Below are 19,712 nucleotides of genomic sequence, written 5' to 3'. Positions count from 1 at the left end.
GTAAATAGCAGACGTTATTGTGTCTGCCAGAGAGAATCTGGTGCCGGGCCGGTGGAACTCGCATGGAAGAGATCTTCAAACTCGAATACCACCCCGTCGACACCGCGCCGCGACGGCTCCGTATCCTCCTGTTCCCGGGTGAGGACGATATCCATCGAGTGACCGAACAGCTGACCGACGGGACGTGGGAAGAGATCGACCGCGACCGGATCGAGTACTTCGAGTACTCCGACGAGTGAACAGCACGACGCCCGGCACCGCTCGACGGAAGCCATCCCGTCGCCAGCGGCCGCTTCGATCGGTCCTGTGACTCGGCTGCCCGGGTTCAGCGTTCCGCGTCGGAGTCCACTATTCGTAGTATTCGCCGACGGGACGCCGTTGCACGTCGTCCCGTTGTAATCAGACACCACCTCGCTTCCCTTAATTGTCGATCCACCCGATACCCCAGACCGGATTCGGGATCCGGGTCTTCCCCGCTTGACCATAATGCGATGGTGGGGGGAAATCTCCACAACGAACAGACATATAATATATAGATATATAACACCGAAATTTATCTTATAGCCCTTCGATCGGAGAGGACAGTCAGAAGAACAGCAGTATTACGGAATTAAAAGGGGAGATCCGCGACTTTCGTGATGGACGCGAAGCGGTACGGGCGGAAAACTATCCGGCAGTGACGACACATATTGCCGCACCTTAGAGTGACGCAACAGTTGCATGGGAAGGCGCATATCTTCGGCTTTTGAGGCTTTACAGGCGATCTATTCTGGTTTCACGCAGCGACCTGGAGATCGAGGTCGTTCTGTTCTATTGGTACCCGAGATCAGCTACTGGGCTGTGTTTGACTTCCAGAGATATGTTCTTAGACTCTCAAACAGATACTTTCCTCAATAAAAAGTAGAGAATTTTATTAAACGGTCGTATTAGATTGATTCTGATAATATGTGGCGGTAAAAAGGTCGATAGAATACGGCGAAAGTCGGTCGGAGTCGAAAACCAAAGTCGAGGGCGACGTGTGGTGGCTCACCAGCCTGGTGTGCCAAGTCTGAGGCCGGTCGTAGCCACCAGAATATCGGGTCGGTGCCAGCGTTCCGTTGGATTAAATTTGCGCCTCACTCGGTTACCGGGAACCTGCGTGTTGCTAATTTCCATCATCGCTGGAACCAGTCGGTCCAAATTGCAAGATTATGTTTGTAATCTCTCTCGGTTCGTCTCCCGGTGTTGCACCTCACCGAAGACGGCGCTCGTGGATCCCCTGGTACTCTCCCGGAGAATTTTACCTGATATCTCGCGAGAACACCGTTTCCAACATGAGTGGATCAATAGCAGAGCGCGAGGTAAAGTCGTAGCAGACGCTCGGACTTCGTCGGAGAGAAACGCAGAGCGTCGGCCGGTTAGTGGACCGCGAAAAGGGATGCCCGGTGTCGCTACGTCCCAGACGGCCTCTCGGCTCGCATGGCCCGGAGCATGCCGCGGATGTAGCCGATTGTGAACGCGCGGCCGCGGTGCTCCCAGTCGGTGTCGCCCTCGAGGTGGGGCGTGTGGTCGGGGATCATCAGTCCCGAGAACCCCACTTCGTCGAGGAGTTTCAACAGCGCGTACTCGTCGTAGTTGCCCCGGTCGATGAAGTCCTCGGCGAAGCGCGGGACGGTCCCCGACACGTCGCGGAAGTGGACGTAGACGATCTCCTCGCGCTCGCCGAAATAGCGGATCACGTCTTCGAGCGGCGCGCCCATCTCCGACCAGCAGCCCAGACACAGATCCAGGCCGTGATAGTCGCTGTCCCGATAGTTCATCGCCCGCTGGAAGTTCTCGAAATTCCGGAACAGCTGGGGGACCCCACCCAGTCGCTCCATCGGCGGGTCGCTCGGGTGCAACGCCAGCGTCACGCCCGCTTCTTCGGCCACGGGGAGCAGTTCGTCGAGGAAGTACTCGTAGTTGGCCCACAGTTCGGCTTCCGAGTACTCCCGGTCGTGGGTCAACTCCTCGGTGTCGATCGCGTCGCCGTCGAAGACCGAGACGTCCGCGCCGCCGCGGGTCTCCTCCCACCCGGTCCGCCAGACGCCCGCCGGCGCCCAGTGATACCCGAAGATGGGGATGCCCGCCGCACCCATGTTCCGGATGGTTTCTTTGAGGGCCGCGAGTTGCGCGTCGCGATTCGGGCCGTTCAGCATCACGTCCTCGTAGAACGAGACCGGGACGTTCTCGATGGCCGCGAGCCGCAACCCCTCGGCCTCGACGCGCTCGCGGAGTTCGCACAGTGATTCGACCGACCACGGCCCATCGCTCGACAGCGGCACCCGCTCGTCGTCGGGCATGTGGTCGTAGTCGGGATCGTCGACCTGATACATGTTCAGAAGGACGTCCGACCCGCCGAGTTGCTTCACGTACCGCAAGCGCTCGGGCGTCGGATCCATGAACTGTCCCGCCCCCACCCGCATCGGAAGCTCTTCGAGGGTGAGAGAAGACGTGCTGCTTCCCGCAGTCATAGGGCCCAGTACCGGATTCACCTATATAAAAGTACGTCCCGTCGGTCACGGATTGGTCGGCTTCGGTCAACGACCGCCCCGATGAAGTCGTCGGTCGGTCCACCGACTCTCCCGCACGACGGGCTCTCGGAACGACTGTAAGGACGAAACAGGAGTCCGTACGCCGTTAGTTCACTCATTTCGACGGCAGATGCCACCCTCACGATCGCGGGAGAACGAAAACCGCAATTGCATTGGAGAACATTCACTCGCGAGAGTACTATAAATGAAATAATAAAATGGTATAAATACACCGGTCGTAAAGGAGCGAACAGGCGTTCAGCAATGTCAAAAGATAGCGGCACTTCCAGCGGTAACCAGTGGTATAGCGGTGGGAAGATCTCGCGTCGTCGGATGCTCCAGGGGGCCGGTGGCGTCACGGCGGTGATGCTCGCCGGATGTGGGTCGAACGACCAAGACGTGACGCCGGTCAACGGCGGCGGCGACGGCGGCGACGGCGGTGGCGATGGGGGCGGTGGAGACGGTGGTGGCGACGGTGGCGGGACCAGCGGCGGGAACATGCCGGAGTTCCACACCTTCCTGCCGGGGGCGATCGAGTCCCAGTCCCAGATCGGGAACCCGTGGGGGCAGTCGGCGAACTACCACGCGCTGGCGTGGGCGGTCCACCCGCACCTCGCCCGCTGGTCGACATCGGCGGAGTTCAACAAGGAGACGACCCAGACGTACAACCAGTTCATCGAGACCGGCGTCGAGTCCCTCGACATCGACCGCGACGGCGGGACGATCACGATGAAACTGTTCGACGACTGGCAGTGGACCTCCGGCGACGAGGTGACCGCCGACGACGTCGTCCTAAACCTCAAGATCAACAAACAGCTGGGATACGACACGGTCCTGTGGGCGAACATGGACCGCATCTACGCCGACGGCGAGAAGACTGCGGTTATCGAACTCGGCCAGCTGAACACTGACTACGCCGCCAAACAGCTGTTCACGCAGGACTTCCACCTCAACCCGCCCCGCGAGGTCAACGGCGAGGAGACGGAGTTCGTCTCCTTCCTCCAGCGGCTCGAAGACGCCTCCAGCGAGGAGGAGATCAACTCGATCGACCAGGAGCTCACCGAGTTCCAGGACTTCCCCATCGACGAGACTGTCACCTGCGGGCCGTGGGAGATCGCGTCCTCGACCGAGACGGTCGCGGAACTGGTCCCGAACGAGGGGTACCACACCGACGTGAACTTCTCCGGTCGCATCGAGAACTTCGACGCGGCGGGGGGCCGCGCACAGCCGATCTCGGCGTTCCTCTCGGGCGACATCGAGGCCGGTCCGCTTCCCCAGCCCGAACACATCGAACGGATCCAGAGCGACGACAGCAAGGAAGTCGTCATCCGGGCGGGGACGGCGGTCCAGGGATTCGCCCTCAACTGGAACACCAGCGCCGAAGACGTCCCGGAGATCTACGCGAATCCGAAGTTCCGGCAGGCGATCGCGTACGTCCTCGACAACGAGGGCATCGGGCGCGCCCACCCGACCCGGACGACGGCGCTCGAACGCGCCGACGGCGTGTTCTTCAACGTCGAGGAGGCGCTCCCGAACATCCACGACCAGCTCCGAACCTACGAGGTCGACCACGAGAAGGCGACGTCGATGCTCCAGGACCTCGGGTTCTCGAAGGAGAACGGGACGTGGCAGTACGACGGCGAGACGTTCACGATCGACCACATCTCGCCGAACTACCACCACTGGCCGACGACGGGCCAGGCGACGATGAGCCAGCTGAACCAGTTCGGCTTCGAGACGAGCTTCTCGGTCAACGAGAACTTCGGCTCGATCCTGTGGGGCCGCTCGGACGACACCTGGGACTCGCTGCGGACGCACGCGAGCGCGCTGACGCCGGTGTCGTACATGAGCACGATGTTCGAGGAGAACAGCATGGTCCACTTCCCGGCCACCGTCGAGGTCCCCATGCCCGTCGGCGACTGGGAAGGGAGCACGGAGGAAGTCAACGTCCGCGAGGAAGTCAACGGCCTCGCGCAGCTCACCGGCGAAGAGTACACCAAGCAGCTCGAACGTCTCGCGTGGATCTACAACTACACGCTGCCGTCGATCCCGACGAACGTCGAGAACTGGGGCATGATGTACAGCACCTCCGACTGGAGCTGGCCGGCCAAGGACGACCCGCTGTGGGGGATCAACTTCACGAACCGGTCGTTCATGTCGATCCCCGCGATGAGCCCGAAGTGAGTGACGTGCTCACCTCGACGGCATCTCGCCACGAACGTCGACGAATCAGGGTCCGACAGCCCCGATCTCCGGTGGCCGAGTAGTACATGATTAAACGCTAAAGATAAAGCTTCGACACGAGAACTACAACACATGTCACAACAGGCGGTAACGCACGACAACGTACTCGAAATGCGGGGAGTAGACGTCAGCTTCTCGATGGATCGGGGAGAGTCCCGCGTCCTCGACGACGTCTCACTCGACGTCCGTCGCGGGGAGATCATGGGGGTCGTCGGCGAGTCCGGTTCGGGCAAATCGATGCTCGCCTCGGCGATCCTCGACGCGGTCGTCAACCCGGGGCAGACCTCCGGCGAGATAACCTACAACCGCGCCGACGGCGAACAGGTCGACGTCCTCGACCTCGACGACGACGACCTCCGCGCGCTCCGCTGGGAGGAGATCGCGATGGTCTTCCAGGGCGCGATGAGCTTCTTCAACCCGACGATGACCATCCGCGGGCACTTCGTGGAGACCCTGAAGGCCCACGACCGGGACGTCGACGAGGGGATGGAGCACGCCCGCGAACTCCTGACCGACCTCCACCTCGAACCCGAACGGGTGCTGGACACGTATCCCCACGAGCTGTCGGGCGGGATGAAACAGCGCGCGCTCGTCGCGCTTTCGCTCATCCTCGACCCGAACGTCCTCGTGATGGACGAGCCGACCGCGGCGCTCGACCTGCTGATGCAGCGGTCGATCCTCGCGCTGCTCGACGACCTGCAGGAGAAGTACGACCTGACGATCCTCTTCATCACGCACGACCTCCCGCTGGTCAAGGACCTCTGTGACCGCATCGCGGTCATGTACGCCTTCGACGTGATCGAGGTGTTCCCGACCGACGATCTGGCCAACTCCAGACACCCCTACACGCGGTCGCTGCTCAACAGCGTCCCGAACCTGGAGACGCCGCTCGACGAACTCCGGTCCATCGAGGGGTCGGCGCCCGACCCCGTCGACGTCCCGGAGGGCTGTTCGTACCACCCGCGGTGCCCGCTGGCGACGAGCGAGTGCCAGACCGACGACCCGCCGCGGGCGCAGATCGCGCCCGACCAGGAGGTCGCCTGTCACCACCACGACCAGGTCGAACGGGAACTACCGCTCGTCCTGGAGGAAGAGGCGTCCGACGCCCCGGCGGAGGTGTACGATGGCAGCCAGTCCGACGAGCCGGTGGTCACGCTCGAAGACCTCGAAGTGCACTTCGAGGAGGACACCGGCCTGCTCGACTTCTTCAGCGAACCGGACGTGGTCAAGGCGGTGGACGGCGTCGACCTCGACGTCTACGAGAACGACGTCGTCGCCGTCGTCGGCGAGTCCGGCTGCGGCAAGACGACGCTCGGCAAGACGGCCGTCGGGCTGCAGGAACCGACCGGTGGATCGGTCAACTACCGCGGCGACGACGTCTGGGCCGCCAAGCGCGGCGACAACGACGCCGACTACGGGAAGATTCGACGCGCGCTGCAGATCATTCACCAGGACCCGGGGAGTTCGCTCAACCCCAACCGCAAGGTCTCCCCGATCCTGCAGGTGCCGCTGAAACGCTGGAAACCCGATCTGGACAAGGAGGACCGACAGGCGCGCGTCCTCGCGATGCTCGAAGCCGCGGGGATGACCCCACCCGAGGACTACGCCGACCGGTATCCCCACCAGCTGAGCGGCGGCGAGCAACAGCGCGTCGCGCTCATCCGCGCACTGCTGATGAACCCGGACGTGATCCTCGCCGACGAGGCCGTCTCCGCGCTCGACGTGTCGATGCGCGTCGACATGATGGACCAGATGCTGACGCTCCAGGATCTGTTCGACACCTCGTACGTGTTCATCAGCCACAACCTCACAAACGCCCGGTACCTGGCCGGGCGCGCTGGGGGCCGGATCGCCGTCATGTACCTCGGGGAGATCATCGAGATCGGCCCCGCCGAAGAGATCGTACAGAACCCGAAACACCCCTACACCAAGGCGCTCCACTGGTCGACGACGAACATCAAGTCCGACGAGGAGACGGGCGAGGCGCCCATCGTCGACATCGACGTGCCGGACCCGATCGATCCCCCTTCGGGCTGCCGGTTCCACCCGCGGTGTCCGAAGGCCCGCGAAGCCTGTACGACGATGAAACCGGAGCTGCAGGACCCCGACCACGCGGCGGCCTGCTTCCGGGAGCGCGAGGGCCACCCCTACTGGGAGAGCGAGCCGATCCACGAGGACGCGGCGACGGTGGGAGGTGACGACTGATGCAGTGGAAGTGGGTCCTGCGCCGCCTCGGGATGGGGTTCCTGGTCACCTACATCACGATCACGCTGACGTTCTTCATGATCCGGCTGATGCCGGGCAGTCCCATCGACCGGATGCGCGCCGAGCTCTACCAGCGCTACGGCGCGACGATGTCCGACGCGGAGATCAACCGGCAGGTCCGCCTCTACCTGAACGTCAAGCCCGACGAGCCGCTCTGGCGGCAGTATATCGACTACGTCGTCACCACCTTCCAGGGGAACATGGGCTACTCGTACATCCAGGGCGTCGAGGTGTCGACCCTGCTAGCGGACGTGTTGCCGTGGACGGTGTTCCTGCTCTCGGTCGCGATCGCGTGCCAGTACGTCATCGGCATCCTGCTCGGGGCGATGATGGCCTACACCGAGGGGAGCAACTTCGACGTCGCCACCTCCTCGGTCGCCACGTTCCTCGTCTCGACGCCGTTCTACGTGTTCGCGTTCATGCTCATCTTCTTCTTCGCGTTCCAGTGGGACGTGTTCCCGCAGGGCGGGAAGTACGCCTCCGGGCTCGAACCGGGGTCGCTGGCGTTCTACAAGAGCGTCCTCTATCACGGGGCGCTCCCGATCATCTCACTCGTCGTGACCGGCTTCGGCGGCATCGCGCTGAGCATGCGCGCCAACAGCATCCAGACCCTCGGGTCGGACTACATCCGCGGCGCGCGCCTGCGCGGGCTCTCGGACTTCCGGATCTCCTACCGGTACGTCGCCCGCAACGCCATCCTCCCGCTGTACACGGGGATGCTGATCCAGATCGGCTTCCTGTTCGGCGGGTCGGTCATCCTCGAACAGATCTTCAGCTACCGCGGCGTCGGCTACCTCCTGCTGGACTCGACGCTCCGGCGGGACTACCCGGTGATGATGGGCGCGTTCCTGATCATCACCATCGCCGTCGTCATCGGCGTGTTCGTCGCCGACCTGACGTACGGGAAACTCGACCCGCGAATCGAAGCGCGAGGTGAATCCAAATGAGCGACGCGTCCATCGACAACGTCGCCGACGCGGCGATCGACGACGACGAGATCCCCCTCGAAGTCGTCTCCGACGTGGAGTACACGTGGGAAGACACGCTCCGGGACATCCTCTACGCGTACGTGGTCATCCCGGGGAAGATACTGCTGAACGACTACCGCGCGCTCGTCGGATTCGGGATCGTCCTGCTGTACCTCGCAACGGCGACGCTCGGCACGTGGCTGCTGGAGCCCACCTCGATGTGGGCCGGCGAGCGGCTCACCCAGCCGTTCCAGACGATGGCCCATCCGCTGGGGACCGACCCGCAGGGCCGCGACCTGCTCAAACTCATCGTCTACGGGACACCGCCCGTGCTGACGATGATGTTCAGCGGCGGGCTGTTCGTCGTCGTCGTCGGGACGATCGTCGGGACCCTCGCCGGATTCGCCGGCGGGCGGATCGACAGCGTGCTCTCGACGGCGACCGACGTCGCGCTGACGATCCCCGGACTGCCGCTGATCATCGTCCTCGCGGTGACGCTCAATCCCAAGAACCCGATCCTCATCGGGATACTCCTCGGGATCAACGGCTGGGGCGGTCTCGCCCGGAACCTCCGCTCGCAGGTGCTCTCGATCCGCGAGGAGGAGTACGTCGAGGCCGCCCGCGCGATGGGCGTCACGACCCGGAGCGTCCTCTCGAAGGACATCCTGCCCAACATGATGCCCTACGTCATGTACAACTTCATGAGTTCGATGCGCGGCGTGCTGTTCGCGTCGGTCGGGCTCTACTACCTGGGCGTGCTTCCCTACTCCCAGGAGAACTGGGGCGTGCTCATCGACCAGGCCTACACCAACGGCGCGCTGACGACGTGGTCGATGTTCCACTGGATCGTCTGGCCCATCCTCGCCGTCGTCACCCTGTCGCTGGGCCTCATCCTCATCTCCCAGTCGACGGACAAGCTGTTCAATCCCCGCGTCCGCGCCCGTCACGAGGACTGACGCGCCGCGGTCGCGCTCTCGTTCTCTCTCGGCCTTCGACGGCCCTCAGAGGTCCCGTGACCGGCACTTCGTGACGATCGCGGCCAGGACGACGATGTTGACCAGCAACACGGCGAACGTGAACCGGCTGATCGCCCGAGCCTCCGAACCGGGCGTCGTGTTGAGCCACGAGAACAGCGTCAACGCCAGGAGCGACGTCGATACCGCCAGCAGCACGTACGCCTGTGTCGTGAACAGGCACACCACGTCCCAGAACCGATCGCCGAACGTTTCCATGGGGGATCTGCGACGACCACCCCCAACGGTGTTTCGGTCGTCTCACCGCTCCGATTCCTCCCCTCGGCGAACCAGCGTGACCGGAATTCCGAGTGAGTGGTTCAAGCTACCTCTTCATTCTTATCAAATTTCAATATATAATTTCTATAGATGAAAACCGCAGTTCGTCGGATGGATCGGCCGCGCGTTCCAGCGACTACCGCAACTCCTCGATAGCGGTACGGCTGAGCACCGTACGTTCAGCGAGCGACCAGCGTATGGTCCAAGAGCCCCGTTCAACCCATTTCGATCGGTGAGCCGGCGGCCTGAACTCATGTCACTCGAACTGAGTCCTCGTGAATCGAAGATCGGACGTCGTGTTCTCGCGTTTAGAGAAGACCGGTGGTTTCAGCCGTTATGGGCGAGATGTGTGTCCAGAGGTGTCGGACACAGATCCGACCGCGGTGTCGACTATTCAATCGGCCGCGGGGCCGGGAATCTCCCCTGGATTGGAGAGTGACAGATTACAATTATAAGATCGGACCTCCGTGATAGAATATTTATTGTGTTTTCTAGATATCGTCTTCAGCTACACCTACGTGAGAATGGAGAGGCCGGGACACCGCCGCGAGGGCGACATCGAGAAAATTCCGCGCGATCAGCATCGATCAGCCAGGCAGGGTCGGATCCCACTCGGCCCGAACAGGTGCGGACTCACCGGGCCTCGTTCCGGACGGGCACCGATCGCCGAGGCCTGTCCGGGTACGCTCCGCCGTCCGGAGACCTGATCGATACCGGAGTGACGCAGCGTCGTCCGAAAACGCCGGGCCCCGAAGGGCCCCGCGAAAGGTGTGGTGGGTTCGGGTGGGTTTGGGAGAGCGGGACTCCCGAACGAAGTGGATGGCTTCGTTGTCCGTGTGTGCGGACAGGTTCGGATGCACGCCGTCGGGACATAAGCTTTGTCCACCAGGCGGCTCCCCTATCAGTCGTGACCGGGTGAGCGACTCACTCCGTCGTCGCGCCGGTGCCCGACGGATCCGGCGCCGTCTCCGCTCCGGCGGTGATTTCGTCCGCGTCCGGCGCGATCCTCGGGAGTTCGACGCGGAACACGCTCCCGTCCTCGCCGGTCTCCGCCAGTTCGACCGATCCGTCGTACTGCTCGGCCAGCTCTCCGATGAGGAACAGGCCCAGGCCGTGGTCGGTCGCGAACGAGTCCGGTCGGCCGAACAGGTCCGGGACCCGGTCGTCCGGGATCCCACTGCCGTTGTCGGCGACGTCGACCACGACCGACTCCTCCGATCGCGTCACCGACACGCGCACACGCGGCACGTCGCTGTCGTTGTGTTCGACCGCGTTCGCCAGCAGATTGCCGAACACGTGCTTCAGCAGCGAGTTCGCTCGCACGTACGCCTCGCCGGGGATGGACGCGGTGACCTCGATCCGCTCGTCCCTGTCTTCGAGTTTCTCGATCTCCCTCCGGAGTACCTCGCCGACGTCGACCGGTTCGAGCGGCGTCTCCTCGTGGGCCACCTTGATCAGCAACCGGACGTCGGTTATCACGTCCGTGATGTCCTCGCTCCGGCGGTAGATGACCTCGCTGTGCGCGTGGGCGTCGCTGCCGGGGTCGCTCTCCTCCATCAGTAACTTCGCGTGGCCGCTGATGACCTGGACCGTGTTGAGCCCCTCGTGGCGCAGGAAGCTGTTCAGGTAGTTGAGCAGGTCGCGCTGCCTGGTGAGGCGGGCGGACCGGTCCCTGGCGAGCTCGGCTTCGACCGACTTCTGGACGGCCCGACCCTCGGAGACGCCGATGGCGAGGCCGAGGCCGGCACCGACCGCGACGCTCCAGCGGACCCAGGCGACGAACATCGCGACCGACGTGACGCCGATGACGGCGATGAGCAGGAGATTGAACGCCAGCGACAGTACGGCCCCGCGGAGGAGCCACCGCAGTATCCGCGGATACCTCGCGGATTCGAGGTCGCTTCGGGGGAGCCAATAGCCCGCGTACCCGATGCCGGCGACGAACGGGACGGTCGTCAGGACCCCGACGAGGAACTCCCCCTCGAAGACCAGGGTCTCGCCGCTCGGCCCGACGAACACGCCGAGCGTGCGGAGGACGCCCTCGCAGATCGTCACTCCCGCGAGGACGGCCGCGATACCGACGAGATACCGCGGGATCCGGCTTCGTTCGATGCGGAGCGACGGGTTCACAGTGTACTACAGAGCGAAGGGGGCTATATAATCAGGGGCCCGATTATCGGCAGCGTTGCCGCCCGGATCCCGTCCGGTTCGGGCGCCCCGCGAACGGCGTCACGGCCAGAGGCCCCGACTCTCGTGGGCGTCGGCGATCCGCGACAGTGCGACGATGTACGCCCCGTCCCGCCAGGACGCGTCGTGCGCTTCGACCTCCCGGCGGACGGCGTTCCACGCGGCGAGCATCTCGGTCTCCAGTTCCTCGTTGACCCGCTCGCGCGACCACGCCCGCCGGTTGATGTCCTGGAGCCACTCGAAGTAACTGACCGTCACGCCGCCCGCGTTGGCCAGGATGTCCGGGATCACGTGGACGCCCCGCTCGTCGAGGATCGAGTCGGCGGCGAACGTCGTCGGCCCGTTGGCCCCTTCGACGATCAGGTCGGCCTGGATGTCGTCGACGTTGTCCTCGGTGACGACGTTCCCGACGGCCGCGGGGACGAGCAGATCGACGTCGAGTTCGAGGATGGCCTCGTTGCTGACCGTCTCGTCGGCGTACTTCGTCACGGCCTCGGGCTCCTCGTCGTGGAAGGGGATCGCTCGCGTGTCGAGGCCGTCGGGGTCGTACGCGGCGCCGTTCACGTCGCTCACGGCGACCACCGACGCGCCCCAGTCGTCGAGCAGGCGGGCCGCGTTCGCGCCGACGCTCCCGAAGCCCTGCACCGCGACGGTCGCCTCGTCGAGCGGGTAGTCGTAGTACTCGAGGGCCTCCCGGCTGATGATGGCGACACTCCGCCCGGGCGCTTCCTCGCGGCCCTTGCTCCCGCCGATGACGGGCGGTTTCCCCGTCACGACGCCGGGCGTCGTCTCGGCCTCCTGGACGCTGTAGGCGTCCATGATCCACGCCATCGTCTGCGCCCCGGTCCCCATGTCCGGCGCCGGGATGTCCGTCATCGGCCCGATGATGTTGCGGATCTCGTTGGCGAACCGGCGGGTCAACCGCTCGGTCTCGTCGTCGCTCAGGTCCTTCGGGTCGACGACGATGCCGCCTTTCGCGCCGCCGAAGGGGATGTCCATCACCGCGCACTTCCAGGTCATCCACATGGCGAGCCCGATGCACTCCTCGCGGGAGACCTCCGGGTGATAGCGGAGCCCGCCCTTGTACGGGCCGCGGACGCTGTCGTGCTGAGCGCGGTACCCCTGGTACATCTCGACCGTCCCGTCGTCGCGCTCCAGTGGGATCGTCACCTCGTGGACCGCCGCGGGGTAGTTGAGGCGCTCGACGATGTTCGGGTCGACGTCGATGATCGACGCCGCCTGGTTGAGCTGGTGGCGCGCGGTTTCGAGCGCGGTCTCCGGAAGCTCGTCGCCCTGTGACGCTGTACCCTCGGCTGTCGAGGTGGATTCTGAGGCCATTGGATAGTCCCCCGTCCGGCTATTCGAGGGACTTCGCGCGGTTCTGGAACTGGCCCCCGCAGTCGCATGCGCCGGGGTGGGACTCCGACTCGACGATGTCGCCGCAGTGCAGGCACTCGTACTTCGACGCTTCGTCCGGGGCGTTCTCGTGCTCGACGTCTTGGCCGTGTGGCATGACTCCCGCTTGTGGTGCCACGGTTAAATATTAATCGTAAGGAGAATATAATTGTGTATAAGGGCCGATCAAGTCGTCTCTGAGCGACGAGTCCCGGGATACAGTTACCGCTCGATACCAGTAGCTCTCCGGCGATCGAGCGGCTGTAATTCGCTGCGAGGACGCCGCGCCGGCCGGTTACCAGCCGGTCCGCTCGGCCAGGGCGAGCGGATAGACGGCGCCGCTGTCGGCGTCTCGGAGCATCATGCCGGCCTCCGTGAGCGCCCAGCGGGTGTCGACCGTCTCGTCGACCAGGAGGACGGGCTCCGGACGGACCGACGCCGTCGCCTCGAAGACGCCCTCGACGTCCCAGCGCTTCTGGTAGGAGTTCGCCAGGTCCCCGTCCGGGGCGGTCGGTTCGACCTTCCGGAGCGCATCCGCGAACGGGAGGCCCAGTCCGTCTGCGATCCGCTCCGCGAGGTCGGTCACCCGGTCCTCCCCGGACCGCGACGGGACGGCGGTCACCCACGCCGGCGCCGGCGTCGGATCCCACACCTCCTCGACGTGGTCGACGGCCGCGTCGACCAGCTCGTCGCTGTAGCCGCTCTCGCTCTCGCGCCCGTCGCGGACGAGTTCGCCGAGCCCGGGATCGCCGTACGTGCAGAGGACGCGGCCGTCTTCGGGTTTGCGCGATTCGGGGATCTTCGAGCGGCCGCCGCCGCGCTCGGGCACGTAGTAGCGCGCCGAGATCTCGTCCCACGACTCGGCGCGGTAGTGGTCGACGGCGGCCGCCACGAGGTCGTCGTCCCGAACGGCTGTGGGCAGGAACTCGCCGGCGCAGTTCGCGCAGCGGCCGCACGGCGCGTCCATGGAGCCGTCAAGGGCGTCGTCGATGAACTTCGTCAGGCAGGCGTCGGTCTCGACGAACTCCCGGATCTGCGCCAGCTCCTCCCAGCGGTGGTCCGTGATCGATTCGAAGCGCTCGCGGTCGTAGGTCCAGTCCCTGGCCGTCCGCTCGAACCCGTCGTCGACGCGGACCACCGCGTTGTCCACCCGCAGGATGTTCAGACACTTCGATGCGGCCTTCCACGAGACGTTCGCGCGCTTGAGGATCTCGTACTTGTACAGCGGTTCGTCGCTCGCCGCGACCGTCTCCAGGACGGTCTCGAAGTCGTCGGGGTCGGGGAACGCCTGCTCGATGAAGAACTCCGCGATCTCGTCGTCCTCCTCGCCCGAGAGCACGACGGCGAACGCCTCGTCGAGGCCGCGTCCGGCGCGGCCGATCTCCTGGTAGTACCGGATGAGGTTCGGCGGGCGCTGGAAGTGGACCACCCACCCGAGGTCGGGCTTGTTGAACCCCATCCCGAGCGCGTTCGTCGCCACCAGCCCGTCGACGTCGTTGGCCAGCAGCCGGTCTTCGAGTTCGCGCCGGCGGTCGCCGTCCATCCCGCCGTGGTACGGCGCCACCGAGAGGCCGCGCTCGGCCAGCCAGTCGGCGACGACCTCGACTTCGTCGGTGGTCAGGCAGTAGACGATGCCCGCCGAGGGCAACTCCCGGAGGTTCTCCGCGAGCCAGGCGAGGCGCTCGGCCCGCGAGTCCATCTCGACGGTCTGGATCCGCAGCGACTCCCTGACGAGGTCCCCGCGGACGACTCGCAGGTCGGGGACCTGTTCGGTCACGTCTTCGACGACGCGGTCGTTCGCCGTCGCGGTCGTCGCTGCGACCGGGATGTGGTCCGGGAGCTCCCGCAGGATGCGCTTGATCCGGCGGTAGTCCGGCCGGAAGTCGTGGCCCCAGTCGGAGATGCAGTGGGCCTCGTCGACGACGAGCAGGCCGAACTCCTCGTCCATCTCCACCAGCACGTCCTCCTGGAACTCCCGGTTGGCGAGGCGCTCCGGCGAGATCAACAGGACGTCGCAGGTCCCGTCGACGACGCTCTGTTTGGCCTCCTCCCACTCGTCGGTGTTATTGGAGTTGATCGTCCGGGCCTCGAGGCCCAGTTGCCGCTCCGCGTCCTGTATCTGGTTGTGCATCAGCGCCAGCAGCGGGCTGACGATCAGCGTCGGTCCCGCGCCTCGGTCCCGCAGCAGCTTCGTCGCGATGAAGTAGACCGTGCTCTTGCCCCAGCCGGTCCGCTGGACGAGCAACAGCCGCTCGCGCTCGTTCACGAGGCGGTCGATGGACTCCCACTGTTGCGGGCGGAACTGCGCGTCCGGGCCGATGCTCCGTTCGAGGAGTCGCCGCGCCTCCGCTCTCGTCGCTGAACCGGCGTCCGAGTTCACACCCGTTCCCTGCCGACCGCGAATATTAACTGTTCTGTGCTCGCGACGCGCGGCGCGCCTCGCCGGAGGCGGTAGTCGACTCTCAAAACTCGTAGCGGCTGAACGCCTCGCTGCCGCACTCCGGGCACTGCTCCGGGTCTTCGTCGAGCGACGTCCCGCAGCGCCGACACTCGAACACGACCGCCTTCGACGAGCCCAGCAGCCGCTTCATCCCCTCCAGGAGAGACGGGCTCATCGCGGATGAACAACTCCGCCACAGCCCGGACACTCGGTCCAGACTTCTCGATCGTCCGAGTCGGTCTCGTACCTGATCAGGACGTGGCGAGCCAGGATGTCCTCGTCACAGACCGGGCAGACGCCGAGCCGCGACGATTCTTGAGCAGTCATTCGTAGTCTCCCGCGAGAGAGGCCCGGGAGCGCGACCCGCGCCCCGGTCGCTCTCTCACTACCTCCGCTTGAGGGGCCGTTCCTACATAGAGGCCAGCCTACCGCAGTGAAAGTGAAACCGGCGTCCGGCACTCCTCCGAGCGCAGCGAGGGAGCGGAGCCGAGCGCACCCAACGCATCCGCACCCGGCCCGCGGTCGGCGAAGCGAGGCGGCGACGAACGCGCAGTCGTGGCCGTTCGACTAGTCGAGGTCCACGTCAGGTCCGGGACCGCTGTTCCGCTCGCCTCCGCGACGCGTCCCGCTGCGCTGTCCGGTGCCGTCTCCGCTCTTGCCGCCCTTTCCCTTCCCTCGCCCCGGCGAACGGTTGTTCTCGATGGGGATGTCCTCCTTGCCGTCGAGACCGTGCCAGACGCCGTTGTCGCCGATGATGTCGGCCTTGCCCCGGTCGTTGTCGACGTACAGGCGGGCGATAGACGCCGGTTCGAGGTCCAGCGTCACCGTGCCGTCGCCGCCGACCTCTTCGACGGTGTGTGCGACCGCGTGGTTCGTCGGTTCGTCCCACGAGGTCGGAAAGTCGTGGGGCAGCGGACGCTCGTCGGTGGCCGGTTCGAGGACGACCACCTCGACGGCCCTGTCGGCGTACCGCTCGCCGAGTTCGACCGTCACCTCGCTGCGCGCGCGGAGGTTCCGGTTCGTCAGGAACACGGTCAGTGCTTTCCCCCGCTTGTCCTCCATCGCGGCGGCGTCGACGTAGGGGACGTCCGACATCGGGTTGATCCGCGGGCCGGTGTCGGGGAGGTCGCGGCTCGCTCCGGACACGCTCACGTCGACGGCGTGCCACTCCGCCTTGCCCTCGAAGGCGGCCGAGTACAGCCCGGTCACGGACCCGTCGGGGCGGAGCGGGTTCGGGTCCGGCGGGTAGTCGTTGGTCTTCACCGGGACCCAGGTCTTGAGCGGGACCCACGTCTGGGCCGCCCAGTCCACGTCGGGCTCCCGGATGCACGCGTTGAGGACGCCGGCCACGTAGGAGGCGCCCGGCATCGTCTCCGGCCCGGGGTAGGGCGCGCCCTCGGCGACGGTCGGGAAGATGCCGATCTCGCTGAGGTTGACGTAGAAGTCGTCGTAGCCCTGTTCCGCGGCCAAGTCGCCGATATCACCGAGTTGCTCGCCCAGTTGCGTCGCCGCCATCACCAGCACCTCGTTGTAGTCCCAGTCGTCGGCGTCGTTCTCGCTCTTCCACGCCTCGACCGCGTCCGCGCTGTCCAGCCCCCACTGGTAGCGGTGGATGTTCAGGCCGTCCAGCACCTCGGGCGACAGCTCGTCGAACAGCGTCTCGTTCCACGGGATGCCGTTGTGCTCGGCCTCGGCCGGGTCCCACCCGCTGGCGAGCACGGTAATCGAGTCGTCGACCGCCCGCATCGCCTCGGAGTACGCCTCGAACCCGATCCGCGCGTCGGACCCGGTGGCGTACTCGGAGGGGTCGGACGTGTGACCGAACTGCCAGCTCCCCCAGACCTCGTTGCCGACGCCCCAGTGCTCGACGCCCCAGGGCTCCTCGTAGCCGTGTTCTTCCCGCAGCGCGCCCATCTGGGTGTCGTCGTCGCCGTTGCAGTACTCGACCCAGTCGGCGGCGTCCTCGGGGAGTATCTGTCGCTCGGCGGCCCACTCCGGTGGATTGCCCCACCAGCCGACCGTGATCTCCGGTTCGAGGTCGGCGACCTCGCACAGTTCGAGGTACTCGGCGGTCCCGAAGAAGTTGGGCTGCATTCCCTGCCAGGCGTGGTTGAACCGGGGCGTCCGCTCCTCCAGCGGCCCGATCCCGTCGCGCCAGTTGTACTGGCTCGTGACGTTCCCGCCTGGCCACTTCAGCCACGTGCCGTTCTGGTCCTCCAGTAGCTCCACCGTCAGCGGGTTGAACTTCCCCTCCACGGCGTCGTCGGCGGCGAACTCGACGAAGTCGATGTCGAAGTGACCGGTGCCCTGGGTCGTGAACTCGACGGCGTACTGCCCGTAGGGAGTCTCGATGTTCGCGACCGCGCCGCCGACGTACTCGTCGCCGCTCTTCTCGTCGAGTTCGAGCGTCGGTTCGTGGCGCTCCCACTCGTCGTCGACCTCCACGTCGGTCGCCGCGAGCACGTCGCCGTCGAGGGTCGTGATCGATACCGTCACCGCGTCGACGTCGCCGCGGACCGAGAACCCCAGATCGTACCCGAGCGTCCGGTAGTCGGGGAGGACGATGCGCTGCCTGAGCCCGCCCGTCGACGCCGCGTCGTCGACCGTGATCCGCGGGTAGCCCACGGTGCCGTGGGGCGTCTCCCCGCCGGCCACCCCCTCACCGTCGGAGCGGTGTTCGAAGCCCACGCCCGCGTCGGTCACCGGCTCCCACGGGAACGGCAGCGTCTCGTGGCGTTCGACCTCGTAGAAGGCGTCGATCTCCGCGCTGAACCAGTAATCGGGTACCCGCCAGAACGTCGGGTTCATCACGTGCAGCGAGTAGACGCCCGGATAGATCGTCGCGTCGCCGTAGTGCTCGTTCAGCCGGCCGAACAGCGTGTCGTGGACTTCCCCCGACCGGCTGTCGGCGTCGACCGTCACCGTGTTCTCGATCGACTCCTGGGAGTCCGCGGACGCGACGCCGGTCCCCAGCCCCGCGATCGACCCCGCCGCCAGCATCGACTGGGCGGCGAGGAACTGTCGACGCGGAAGGCCCGTTCGCTCCCCATTGCGATCCGTGTCACCGTCGCTGTCGGGTCCTGGTGTCATCGGGGTGATATACAGATACAAATATTAAATAACTAATTCAAGAATTCATGACACTGACCTGTGAAACGATTCGGGAACGCGTGACAAACACGCACGGCGAACGGGCACCGGGCGGGACGGTGGAGCCAGTGGTCGACCGGTTACGATGGCCCTATCGGGTGAACTCGACTCGGTGACTCGCCGTCATCGAGAACACCCGACCGTGTACTCCCGGAGCAGGCGGAGGAACGGTTCGATCTCTCGGAAGTTCGGACCGCGGGAGAAGCGATCCGCGGCGGGGTGCCACTCGACGTAGCCGGTCTGCTCCAGTTTCGGGAGGTGGGCGTGCCGTAACGCCACGCGCGACAGGGAATCGTCTGCCACTCGTTCGACGCCGTCGAGACTGGTCTCGACGGAATCGTCCAGCAGCGCGAGGAGGATGAGTCGCCGCGGACGCTTGGCGAGCGCGTCCATGATCGAGTCGATCTGCGGCGACCGCAGGCTGTCGTGCTCGCCGAGGTTGTGGCTGACCGTCTCGTCGGTCGGCGGTCCCGTCCACTGGTTCAGCTCGTAGGTCACCCACCGGCCGAGCATCTCGACGAGCGCCCGCTCTTCGCTCCTGATGGACTCCGCACGAGGGGCAGTGTCCGCGAAACAGAGCGTCCCGTACAGATCGCCCTCGACGGTCACTGTCGTCCCGACGTAGCTCCGGAATCCGAATCGCTCGTACGCCCGGTCCCCGTCCCACCCTTCCGCGAGGGCGTCGCTGACCGCCATCGTCCCGCCGGGGTCGGCTATCGTCTTCCGACAGTAGGTACAGGCGAGCGGGACCGAGACGCTCCGCTCCAGGCGGTCCCCGGGCCCGTGGACGATCTCGAACGTGAACCGGTCGGCCTCCCGGTCGATCCGGGAGAGGAACGCGTAGTCCAGCCCCAACTCGTCGGTCTCGTTCGCGAACTCGCGCTCCAGTTTGGTCGCCATGTCGAGGTCGGGCGCCAGCAGGCGATCCCACAGCCGCTTGAGATACGACAGTACGCCGCTCTGAGTCCCCGTGCAGACGGTATGTGGCATGTCTCTCGTCCCCAGATATCGCCGTCGGTTCGTCCGCGCCGTGCCTCCGCGCTCCCGCAAGCGTCTACTGTACGCCGCGGAATGACAAATGATTTTTCGTTACATACGCCGCGGGCGCTCGACGTGTTGCCATCATCGTCTCAGCGGGCGGACTCGTCGATCACCAACGGATCCAGCGAGTGTGAAATCCGACCACGTCCAAGGCAGATGTAGTACTCAAAATTAGTAT

At 65.3% G+C, this 19,712-nt stretch carries 15 protein-coding genes; 5 read left to right on the top strand and 10 right to left on the bottom strand.

What is annotated here, in order from left to right:
* Nucleotides 1-62 precede the first annotated feature (62 nt).
* Nucleotides 63-239: a hypothetical protein gene (locus PSC72_RS16985; RefSeq protein WP_274322611.1), complete on the top strand. Its 177-nt coding sequence runs from the start codon at nt 63-65 to the stop codon at nt 237-239.
* A gap of 1,191 nt (nt 240-1,430) precedes the next feature.
* On the opposite strand, the gene PSC72_RS16980 is transcribed toward PSC72_RS16985, so the two are convergent.
* Nucleotides 1,431-2,492, bottom strand: coding sequence for a mannonate dehydratase (locus PSC72_RS16980; RefSeq protein ID WP_274322610.1), 1,062 nt, complete (start codon nt 2,490-2,492; stop codon nt 1,431-1,433).
* A gap of 393 nt (nt 2,493-2,885) precedes the next feature.
* On the opposite strand from PSC72_RS16980, the gene PSC72_RS16975 reads away from it, so the two are divergent.
* The 4 genes from PSC72_RS16975 (at nt 2,886) to PSC72_RS16960 (ending at nt 8,985) form a co-directional block, all read left to right on the top strand.
* Nucleotides 2,886-4,736 (top strand): ABC transporter substrate-binding protein, encoded by a 1,851-nt coding sequence (locus tag PSC72_RS16975; protein WP_274322609.1) that lies wholly within the window; start codon nt 2,886-2,888, stop codon nt 4,734-4,736.
* A gap of 132 nt (nt 4,737-4,868) precedes the next feature.
* A complete protein-coding gene (locus PSC72_RS16970; RefSeq protein ID WP_274322608.1) occupies nt 4,869-7,001 on the top strand; it encodes an ABC transporter ATP-binding protein in 2,133 nt (710 codons plus the stop codon).
* On the top strand, nt 7,001-8,008 hold the full coding sequence (locus PSC72_RS16965; RefSeq protein WP_274322607.1) for an ABC transporter permease: 1,008 nt from the start codon (nt 7,001-7,003) through the stop codon (nt 8,006-8,008). The genes PSC72_RS16970 and PSC72_RS16965 overlap by 1 nt, the downstream gene beginning before the upstream one ends.
* Entirely contained in the window at nt 8,005-8,985 is a 981-nt protein-coding gene (locus PSC72_RS16960) for an ABC transporter permease (RefSeq protein WP_274322606.1), read from the top strand. The genes PSC72_RS16965 and PSC72_RS16960 overlap by 4 nt, the downstream gene beginning before the upstream one ends.
* Before the next feature lie 45 nt (nt 8,986-9,030).
* On the opposite strand, the gene PSC72_RS16955 is transcribed toward PSC72_RS16960, so the two are convergent.
* The 9 genes from PSC72_RS16955 to PSC72_RS16915 all read right to left on the bottom strand — a co-directional run bounded on the left by PSC72_RS16955 (nt 9,031) and on the right by PSC72_RS16915 (nt 19,483).
* Complete coding sequence (locus PSC72_RS16955; RefSeq protein WP_274322605.1) at nt 9,031-9,261, bottom strand: hypothetical protein; 231 nt, start codon at nt 9,259-9,261, stop codon at nt 9,031-9,033.
* Between the two features lie 984 nt (nt 9,262-10,245).
* The gene (locus PSC72_RS16950; protein WP_274322604.1) at nt 10,246-11,451 is read right to left on the bottom strand and encodes a sensor histidine kinase; all 1,206 of its coding nucleotides are present in this window, start codon (nt 11,449-11,451) and stop codon (nt 10,246-10,248) included.
* Between the two features lie 99 nt (nt 11,452-11,550).
* A complete protein-coding gene (gdhB, locus tag PSC72_RS16945) occupies nt 11,551-12,846 on the bottom strand; it encodes a glutamate dehydrogenase GdhB (RefSeq protein WP_274322603.1) in 1,296 nt (431 codons plus the stop codon).
* A gap of 19 nt (nt 12,847-12,865) precedes the next feature.
* Nucleotides 12,866-13,021, bottom strand: a complete 156-nt coding sequence (locus PSC72_RS16940; RefSeq protein ID WP_274322602.1) for a rubrerythrin-like domain-containing protein — start codon at nt 13,019-13,021, stop codon at nt 12,866-12,868.
* A 177-nt stretch (nt 13,022-13,198) separates the two neighbouring features.
* Complete coding sequence (locus PSC72_RS16935; protein WP_274322601.1) at nt 13,199-15,283, bottom strand: RecQ family ATP-dependent DNA helicase; 2,085 nt, start codon at nt 15,281-15,283, stop codon at nt 13,199-13,201.
* A gap of 82 nt (nt 15,284-15,365) precedes the next feature.
* The gene (locus tag PSC72_RS16930) at nt 15,366-15,518 is read right to left on the bottom strand and encodes a hypothetical protein (protein WP_274322600.1); all 153 of its coding nucleotides are present in this window, start codon (nt 15,516-15,518) and stop codon (nt 15,366-15,368) included.
* Entirely contained in the window at nt 15,515-15,670 is a 156-nt protein-coding gene (locus PSC72_RS16925; protein WP_274322599.1) for a DUF7837 family putative zinc-binding protein, read from the bottom strand. Before PSC72_RS16925 ends, PSC72_RS16930 begins: the two co-directional genes overlap by 4 nt.
* Before the next feature lie 240 nt (nt 15,671-15,910).
* Nucleotides 15,911-18,433, bottom strand: a complete 2,523-nt coding sequence (locus PSC72_RS16920) for an alpha-L-arabinofuranosidase (protein WP_274322598.1) — start codon at nt 18,431-18,433, stop codon at nt 15,911-15,913.
* Nucleotides 18,434-18,616: 183 nt separating this feature from the next.
* Nucleotides 18,617-19,483: a GAF domain-containing protein gene (locus PSC72_RS16915; RefSeq protein WP_274322597.1), complete on the bottom strand. Its 867-nt coding sequence runs from the start codon at nt 19,481-19,483 to the stop codon at nt 18,617-18,619.
* Between the last annotated feature and the right edge of the window lie 229 nt (nt 19,484-19,712).

This window comes from Halosimplex aquaticum (assembly GCF_028747785.1).
GTDB classification, from domain to species: domain Archaea; phylum Halobacteriota; class Halobacteria; order Halobacteriales; family Haloarculaceae; genus Halosimplex; species Halosimplex aquaticum.
The sequence above is the reverse complement of the archived record's forward strand: the minus strand, read 5'-3'. Positions and strand labels throughout refer to the sequence as shown.

Coding starts and splice junctions, on each gene's coding strand:
- PSC72_RS16985 (WP_274322611.1), top strand. CDS start 63: ATGGAAGAGATCTTCAAACTCGAATACCACCCCGTCGACACCGCGCCG.
- PSC72_RS16980 (WP_274322610.1), bottom strand. CDS start 2,492: ATGACTGCGGGAAGCAGCACGTCTTCTCTCACCCTCGAAGAGCTTCCG.
- PSC72_RS16975 (WP_274322609.1), top strand. CDS start 2,886: ATGCTCCAGGGGGCCGGTGGCGTCACGGCGGTGATGCTCGCCGGATGT.
- PSC72_RS16970 (WP_274322608.1), top strand. CDS start 4,869: ATGTCACAACAGGCGGTAACGCACGACAACGTACTCGAAATGCGGGGA.
- PSC72_RS16965 (WP_274322607.1), top strand. CDS start 7,001: ATGCAGTGGAAGTGGGTCCTGCGCCGCCTCGGGATGGGGTTCCTGGTC.
- PSC72_RS16960 (WP_274322606.1), top strand. CDS start 8,005: ATGAGCGACGCGTCCATCGACAACGTCGCCGACGCGGCGATCGACGAC.
- PSC72_RS16955 (WP_274322605.1), bottom strand. CDS start 9,261: ATGGAAACGTTCGGCGATCGGTTCTGGGACGTGGTGTGCCTGTTCACG.
- gdhB (WP_274322603.1), bottom strand. CDS start 12,846: ATGGCCTCAGAATCCACCTCGACAGCCGAGGGTACAGCGTCACAGGGC.
- PSC72_RS16940 (WP_274322602.1), bottom strand. CDS start 13,021: ATGCCACACGGCCAAGACGTCGAGCACGAGAACGCCCCGGACGAAGCG.
- PSC72_RS16930 (WP_274322600.1), bottom strand. CDS start 15,518: ATGAGCCCGTCTCTCCTGGAGGGGATGAAGCGGCTGCTGGGCTCGTCG.
- PSC72_RS16925 (WP_274322599.1), bottom strand. CDS start 15,670: ATGACTGCTCAAGAATCGTCGCGGCTCGGCGTCTGCCCGGTCTGTGAC.
- PSC72_RS16920 (WP_274322598.1), bottom strand. CDS start 18,433: ATGACACCAGGACCCGACAGCGACGGTGACACGGATCGCAATGGGGAG.
- PSC72_RS16915 (WP_274322597.1), bottom strand. CDS start 19,483: ATGCCACATACCGTCTGCACGGGGACTCAGAGCGGCGTACTGTCGTAT.